Origin of the sequence: Xenorhabdus japonica, from assembly GCF_900115195.1 — a bacterium.
Taxonomy (GTDB): domain Bacteria; phylum Pseudomonadota; class Gammaproteobacteria; order Enterobacterales; family Enterobacteriaceae; genus Xenorhabdus; species Xenorhabdus japonica.
In genome coordinates, this window is record NZ_FOVO01000067.1 from 1 (window position 1) to 5,169 (window position 5,169).

At 42.5% G+C, this 5,169-nt stretch carries 13 protein-coding genes; 2 read left to right on the top strand and 11 right to left on the bottom strand.

Annotated elements, in window-relative coordinates; translation table 11 throughout:
• Together BM135_RS16025 and BM135_RS16030 are read right to left on the bottom strand one after the other, a co-directional pair.
• A partial coding sequence (locus BM135_RS16025) for a hypothetical protein (protein ID WP_139204129.1) occupies positions 1-189 on the bottom strand: 189 nt, incomplete at its 3' end.
• Entirely contained in the window at positions 186-779 is a 594-nt protein-coding gene (locus BM135_RS16030; protein WP_092521491.1) for a KilA-N domain-containing protein, read from the bottom strand. The genes BM135_RS16030 and BM135_RS16025, both read right to left, overlap by 4 nt.
• Before the next feature lie 98 nt (positions 780-877).
• Here BM135_RS16030 and BM135_RS16785 point away from each other — a divergent pair, with 98 nt between their 5' ends.
• Positions 878-1,066 (top strand): hypothetical protein, encoded by a 189-nt coding sequence (locus tag BM135_RS16785; RefSeq protein WP_139204130.1) that lies wholly within the window; start codon positions 878-880, stop codon positions 1,064-1,066.
• On the opposite strand, the gene BM135_RS16040 is transcribed toward BM135_RS16785, so the two are convergent.
• The 8 genes from BM135_RS16040 to BM135_RS18090 all read right to left on the bottom strand — a co-directional run bounded on the left by BM135_RS16040 (position 1,024) and on the right by BM135_RS18090 (position 4,448).
• On the bottom strand, positions 1,024-1,554 hold the full coding sequence (locus BM135_RS16040) for a beta clamp domain-containing protein (RefSeq protein WP_092521493.1): 531 nt from the start codon (positions 1,552-1,554) through the stop codon (positions 1,024-1,026). The two genes, BM135_RS16785 and BM135_RS16040, sit on opposite strands and share 43 nt — an antisense overlap.
• Entirely contained in the window at positions 1,554-2,306 is a 753-nt protein-coding gene (locus BM135_RS16045) for an ORF6N domain-containing protein (RefSeq protein WP_092521494.1), read from the bottom strand. The genes BM135_RS16040 and BM135_RS16045 overlap by 1 nt, the downstream gene beginning before the upstream one ends.
• A gap of 107 nt (positions 2,307-2,413) precedes the next feature.
• Positions 2,414-2,602 (bottom strand): PerC family transcriptional regulator, encoded by a 189-nt coding sequence (locus BM135_RS16050; RefSeq protein WP_092521495.1) that lies wholly within the window; start codon positions 2,600-2,602, stop codon positions 2,414-2,416.
• A gap of 200 nt (positions 2,603-2,802) precedes the next feature.
• Positions 2,803-3,105 (bottom strand): hypothetical protein, encoded by a 303-nt coding sequence (locus tag BM135_RS16055; protein ID WP_245737438.1) that lies wholly within the window; start codon positions 3,103-3,105, stop codon positions 2,803-2,805.
• Positions 3,102-3,434: a hypothetical protein gene (locus BM135_RS16060; protein WP_092521496.1), complete on the bottom strand. Its 333-nt coding sequence runs from the start codon at positions 3,432-3,434 to the stop codon at positions 3,102-3,104. The genes BM135_RS16055 and BM135_RS16060 overlap by 4 nt, the downstream gene beginning before the upstream one ends.
• Positions 3,424-3,603, bottom strand: a complete 180-nt coding sequence (gene csrA, locus BM135_RS16065; protein WP_092521497.1) for a carbon storage regulator CsrA — start codon at positions 3,601-3,603, stop codon at positions 3,424-3,426. The genes BM135_RS16060 and csrA overlap by 11 nt, the downstream gene beginning before the upstream one ends.
• 339 nt (positions 3,604-3,942) lie before the next feature.
• Positions 3,943-4,254, bottom strand: a complete 312-nt coding sequence (locus tag BM135_RS16070; protein WP_092521498.1) for a hypothetical protein — start codon at positions 4,252-4,254, stop codon at positions 3,943-3,945.
• Positions 4,255-4,286: 32 nt separating this feature from the next.
• The gene (locus tag BM135_RS18090; protein WP_139204131.1) at positions 4,287-4,448 is read right to left on the bottom strand and encodes a host cell division inhibitor Icd-like protein; all 162 of its coding nucleotides are present in this window, start codon (positions 4,446-4,448) and stop codon (positions 4,287-4,289) included.
• A 159-nt stretch (positions 4,449-4,607) separates the two neighbouring features.
• Here BM135_RS18090 and BM135_RS16795 point away from each other — a divergent pair, with 159 nt between their 5' ends.
• Positions 4,608-4,880 (top strand): hypothetical protein, encoded by a 273-nt coding sequence (locus BM135_RS16795; protein WP_139204132.1) that lies wholly within the window; start codon positions 4,608-4,610, stop codon positions 4,878-4,880.
• Here the strand turns inward: BM135_RS16795 and BM135_RS16075 are convergent.
• Positions 4,854-5,169: transcriptional antitermination N peptide (locus tag BM135_RS16075; RefSeq protein WP_245737439.1), on the bottom strand; the 316-nt coding region annotated here is incomplete at its 5' end. The two genes, BM135_RS16795 and BM135_RS16075, sit on opposite strands and share 27 nt — an antisense overlap.

The following is a 5,169-nucleotide window of genomic DNA, read 5'->3' on the forward strand; positions in this document are numbered from 1 at the left end:
ATAAACAAGGCATAGAGGGCTAAAGCCGCCATCATCCTCTGGCATTCTTTCTTTGACACTGACCCAAGGAATTCCTTGAGTTTTCTTGTTTTCATCCGCCTTTTTCAACAACCACTCTGCCCACTCGCGCCCATCATCAATGTGACCGGGCAACCCAATTTCATTCTGTGCGTTATCAATGCTGATCATTGTTGTTCTCCGCTGTTTTCATCATCAAAGATAGCCATTTGGCCTGCTTCTTTCAGTGCACTAATCATTTTCTGACGCTTCCCTTTGGTTTTTTTGCGTGCGTTCATGATTTGGCTGCACACAGAAAGCAACTCAGCTTCGTTCTTCTCATTCTTTGCTAGCTGGTGGCGTAACTCATCAAATCTTCCAACCATGTGATCGAGAGACGGCAGGGCATTAATGCCGATATTTGATTTTCCCGATTTGAAATCGATAAATGCCTGGTTCACATCAAGCTGAAAATCCGGTCGAATCCACCCTGCATATGAAACGGCTATCAGTTCATGAGCGTAAGTGCCGGGTGATGTACCTCCACGAGCTACATTGATTACTTTTCGACCTAAGCCCGAATTCGGGCTTTGATTGTTTTTCAACAACTTAACTTCAAGTTCTCTAATAAGCTCTCTTGCTTGTTTTGTTTCCAGCCACTTGGAAGGGCGCTTGTGTTCACCTTCTTTACTGGCCTTATGCAGTGCGTTCAGGTTGTAGCGCCCGAATTCATCAAGGGGAATTTCAACACCGACAACCACAGGCAATAGTTTGCCTTTCATTATTTTTTACCTCGCTTTACGCTTTTGTTATTCTTCACGGGTGTTATCTTCACGTCTGCCACTTTCGGTGCGGGTGGCAGAGGAGGGCTGATGCCCTCGTGAATGTAAAAGTTACGTCTCATGGTGTGGATATGCTGCTGTGTGTAATCCCTGCCGTCGTCGATGTGGACTACCGTCCTGACCAGCTCGTCGTTGATGTCCACCCTCTGGTGGTGCTTATTTGTCACAGCTTACCTCCCTGTAACTACACCCGACATGGCATGACAACAAACTGGGGGTTGCCATAACGCTGATTGATGTTGTCGCTAAACTTCATCAAGCAGCTATCTGTCATACCGGAGGGATACATGGAAACGGTGATGAACCCTGAATCGGCCTTAAACATTTCGTAGGGGTAGGCCAAGTACTCCGCTTGAAAGTGGGGAATACCATTTTCCACCTTCTTTGGGATCACGCGGTCTAAATCAGGAAAGAGACCATCCAGCATCGATAAGACGGTAAACCCCACTCTCACTCCGGCGATATCCCTGTGTACGGCATAAGGCTCTTTGGTGAAATGCAGTTCCGTTGTCTCTGCTTTCTTGGGGATCTTCCCGTGAAACTGGACGATGGCTTGACGGCGCGTGTTTACGCCGTGCTCTAACCGTAAGGCCACATGACCGTTTGTTGATTCCAGATATTTTGAGGTGATATGCACCCCATACAGGTAATAACGCGGGTCATTTTTAGCTACACAGACCAACGCAGCGCGCAACAGATTGGACTTAATAATCATTACTCGCCCTCCCAGCCGATAACCTGAAAGATCCCCATTTTGGGATGTGTCCAGCGAGTACCACGCTTCTCGGCTTCACCCATCATCAAACGGCACGCGCTCATGAAATCTTCCTTGAATACAATTTTCATGGGGCGGGGTTGTCCGTCTGGCGTCATGATGGTGACGGTATCGATAGGAACGTTGTACTGCTCAGCCAACGTGCGGCATTTGGGATTGGTTAGCCCTGATTCGGTCGCTGCCAGAGAGAACCCAATCCAACCAGCGGGAATAGTTCCACGCTTGATTTGCTCGACCGTTTCCTGAACCTGATCAACCCTCTCATCAATGTGGTTGATTTGGCGCTGTTGTTGGGCTGTGTGGCTGGCTATCCTGGCAATCATCTCAAGTTCGCTCAATGCTGTTTGTGGCTTGCGGAAGTAGCCATTCACTAATTCGCGTTGAACCTGCCAGGCCAAGTCGTCAGTGAAAGACTTAACCAACATCAAGTAACCAGACTCTGTAAGGACGATACCTTTTGGAGTTCTTGGTGCAAAAATATGAGTTAGCGACTGACGACGAATTTCGTCGGCAGTGAGTTCATAAAAATCTTCGCCTTCAATCAGGCGTGAACGATTTTCACGGAAGTTGCGTCCGGCTGTTCCTTCTGGTCGTGCGTGAACCTGATCAATCATGGAAAACGTCACAACACGTTGCCCTTGGTATTCCACGACAGGCATTTGAGTTTTATTGATAGTGATTACTTCATTCATTATTTTGCTTCCTTAATTTCAATCTTTATTCTTTTTGCTAAACGGCGATAGCTTTATGGTCATTCCCATATAACCTTGTTGGGTTTTACTTCTTTTTCGTTTTGCCATTACCACCCCTCCCGAATAGTTATTCTTGCTTGTCGAATGCAGCGCAGATTATTCTTGGTGCATTCCTGTTCTTGTTTTTTATTGCAAGATAATGAAAGTGCTTCACCCCATTTATTGGCAGCACGGCGAAATAAGCCTTTGAGTTCTAAATTCCGCGCTAATTCTTTTGCTTGTTCATATACGGTCATTATTCACCCCCTGTTTATTCATGTGTTTTTTCAATGCGGCTGCCATTCGTCTATTTTCTTTTTGGCTTCTTAATGCGGTGCTATGGCTATGATGTAGTGAATGCCTTTTTTCGTTGTGCTCTTGGCGATATTCAGACCATAATTGAGCATTAAAACTGGTGGCTACATTTTTGGCCTTCCCCCAATATATGGCTGCAAGGTCATACTTTTCTTCTTTCTCTTATTTCACTTACTGCATTTACATTGTTTTCGTATTCAGCTTCAATAATAAGAGGCAATACAGAAAACAGCCGGGATAATCTATCAAGGTCAGTCATTGCTTCATCGGGTGAATATTCCTCACCGTTAACCGCTGCACCAGATAAATTAGCAATAGCCTTCATGCCACTTGTTATCGAATAAATGACTTCATGGCTTGATGAAAATAAAAATTGTAAATTTTCATCACTCATTTCTGAGAGTCTTTCACTGTTGACACGGATATGGTGGAATATATTATTCATGAGTAATTCACCCCTCGGACTCGTGCTATTTCTTTGCCTATATTACATACTGCGAGCAATGCAATACTAAGCAATTGTGCACCGGATAAACTTTCATCCGCCTCCATTAATAAAGAAACATATGTTCTTATATTTTCTATTTCACTCGCAACGCCTTCCAATTCATCGAATGCCTGATTATCCTCCATAATATATTCTTTATTTATGTCCCTTAACCGCTGAGCTAAATTACAAGTCTGACGATGAATACCACGGCACATTAAGTGAGTATCCGGTTCGGCTTCAATTTCTTCTGCAATTTCGACGGCTGCTTGTAGTTTATTTATCATGTTTAATTCCCGGTTGAATGCGTTGATATATTTCCTCACGGTGTACAGAAATACCTTCGGGTGCTTTAACGCCTATTTTAATTTGATTGCCGTTGATACCTAATATTACTATTTCAATATCATCACCTATGATGATTTTTTCTTGTCGGCGGCGAGTTAGGATTAACATTAGATCTCCTTTGTCAGATCGCATAAATGAACCTGTTTGTTTTACCACCTCAGGTGGCAGTGGTATCCTGATATTCCCCAACAGACAGGATTTTGTTATATTTCAGCCCCCCGAATAGACACGAGGTCTTTTTTATGATTCAAGATTCTGGTCAAGAAAAAATGTTAAAGCAGATTGAAATTGAAACAGCCGCCTTTAACCGGATTATTCACTCCATTCTCAAAGTGTTAACCGAAGAACAAAGGGAACGCATTTATCATAATCTAGAAACAATTAGCCTTACTCTTGTGAGAGACATGAAGGATGACAGTGACAACAAGCTTTACAATCGCGAACAAACTATTCGTGAGCATGCTCTTCGTCTCTTGAGTCATGAATCGAACGAATAAGTTCAATTCGCTTCCTTTCTATTTCCATGATCGGGTCATTATTTATTTCCCGATCATAATCTTGTTTATAAAGATTTATTTTAGATTGATTGACTGCATCAACGAATTGTTGATTGATTCCTTCGCGCGCCCTGTTTAGCGAGTTGAGTTCGTTTGCGAGAGTAACTACAGCACGGTGCGCTTTTAATTTATTTTTCATCCACTGATAAACTTCTTCAATTGTGTTTCCATTTGCGATAATTACAGGTTCTTTCTTTTGCATTTTACTTCCCCTCAAAATTAATATTGTTTATCTCAGTTACAATTAACTATTTGTCCCATCCAGCCATAAATTACATATACAGGAGCTAATATTCTTCTTGCTTCTTCCCTATCACTTGCCTGAGTCCTAACATATGCAGGGCGACGTTGTTTCATATTGGAGCGCGCTATTGCAGCGAAGATAAAAGTTTTCATTATTCACCTTTTATTAGAAGTAATGTTGGTTATCCCTTATTGTTAGCATCGGTTATTATTTCTGAATATTTAACCACTAGACAGTGGTTACCGTGTTCCCCAGTGCAAAGAAATGGGGTAGAATAAATCCCTCAATATAATGAGAAGAAAATTTAATCTATGGATAGAAGTCGGAGTAAAAAGATTGTCGGCTGGTTGGGTAAGAAAGCTAACAAATCGAATTTTGCTTTGTTGGGTTACGTCCTGTTAATTACATGTCGTCCTGAGCTACTCGAATTATGGCTACGCGAACATGCACCTAATTTTCTGCCAGAAATCGTAACTTATTGTGCTTCCATGTACCTTATCAGTATGGCTATAGTCTATATTCCATCAATACTGATCAATTATCTGAGAAAGAAAATATCATACCCTCGCCGTCACCCCGCCTGACTCCAGACGACGGCGGGTGCGAGTTTTGGTTGAGTAAAGAGCTGCATTGGGAAGACAGCGGTTATTGAAATTATCATATGTTGGCGCAGATTGGACTAAGATTGCCTTACTCACACGATCCCTTGCTTTTCTGTTCAGTGATAATACTGGTCGTGTTGGTTTTGTAATTTCTTCTGGATTGAGAGCAGTCTTTAACGCCATATTGATGGCTTTATCCTTGTTATATGTCTCTTGTTGCTCTTTTCTGCGCTCATGCCTTCTTTTTCTTGCATTGTTGTAGCCATGAACG

What these genes read in the sequence shown, in the direction of transcription:
- BM135_RS16030 (WP_092521491.1), bottom strand. Translation starts at nt 779, where the DNA reads ATGAAAGGCAAACTATTGCCTGTGGTTGTCGGTGTTGAAATTCCCCTT.
- BM135_RS16040 (WP_092521493.1), bottom strand. Translation starts at nt 1,554, where the DNA reads ATGATTATTAAGTCCAATCTGTTGCGCGCTGCGTTGGTCTGTGTAGCT.
- BM135_RS16045 (WP_092521494.1), bottom strand. Translation starts at nt 2,306, where the DNA reads ATGAATGAAGTAATCACTATCAATAAAACTCAAATGCCTGTCGTGGAA.
- BM135_RS16050 (WP_092521495.1), bottom strand. Translation starts at nt 2,602, where the DNA reads ATGACCGTATATGAACAAGCAAAAGAATTAGCGCGGAATTTAGAACTC.
- BM135_RS16055 (WP_245737438.1), bottom strand. Translation starts at nt 3,105, where the DNA reads ATGAATAATATATTCCACCATATCCGTGTCAACAGTGAAAGACTCTCA.
- BM135_RS16060 (WP_092521496.1), bottom strand. Translation starts at nt 3,434, where the DNA reads ATGATAAATAAACTACAAGCAGCCGTCGAAATTGCAGAAGAAATTGAA.
- csrA (WP_092521497.1), bottom strand. Translation starts at nt 3,603, where the DNA reads ATGTTAATCCTAACTCGCCGCCGACAAGAAAAAATCATCATAGGTGAT.
- BM135_RS16070 (WP_092521498.1), bottom strand. Translation starts at nt 4,254, where the DNA reads ATGCAAAAGAAAGAACCTGTAATTATCGCAAATGGAAACACAATTGAA.
- BM135_RS18090 (WP_139204131.1), bottom strand. Translation starts at nt 4,448, where the DNA reads ATGAAAACTTTTATCTTCGCTGCAATAGCGCGCTCCAATATGAAACAA.
- BM135_RS16795 (WP_139204132.1), top strand. Translation starts at nt 4,608, where the DNA reads ATGGATAGAAGTCGGAGTAAAAAGATTGTCGGCTGGTTGGGTAAGAAA.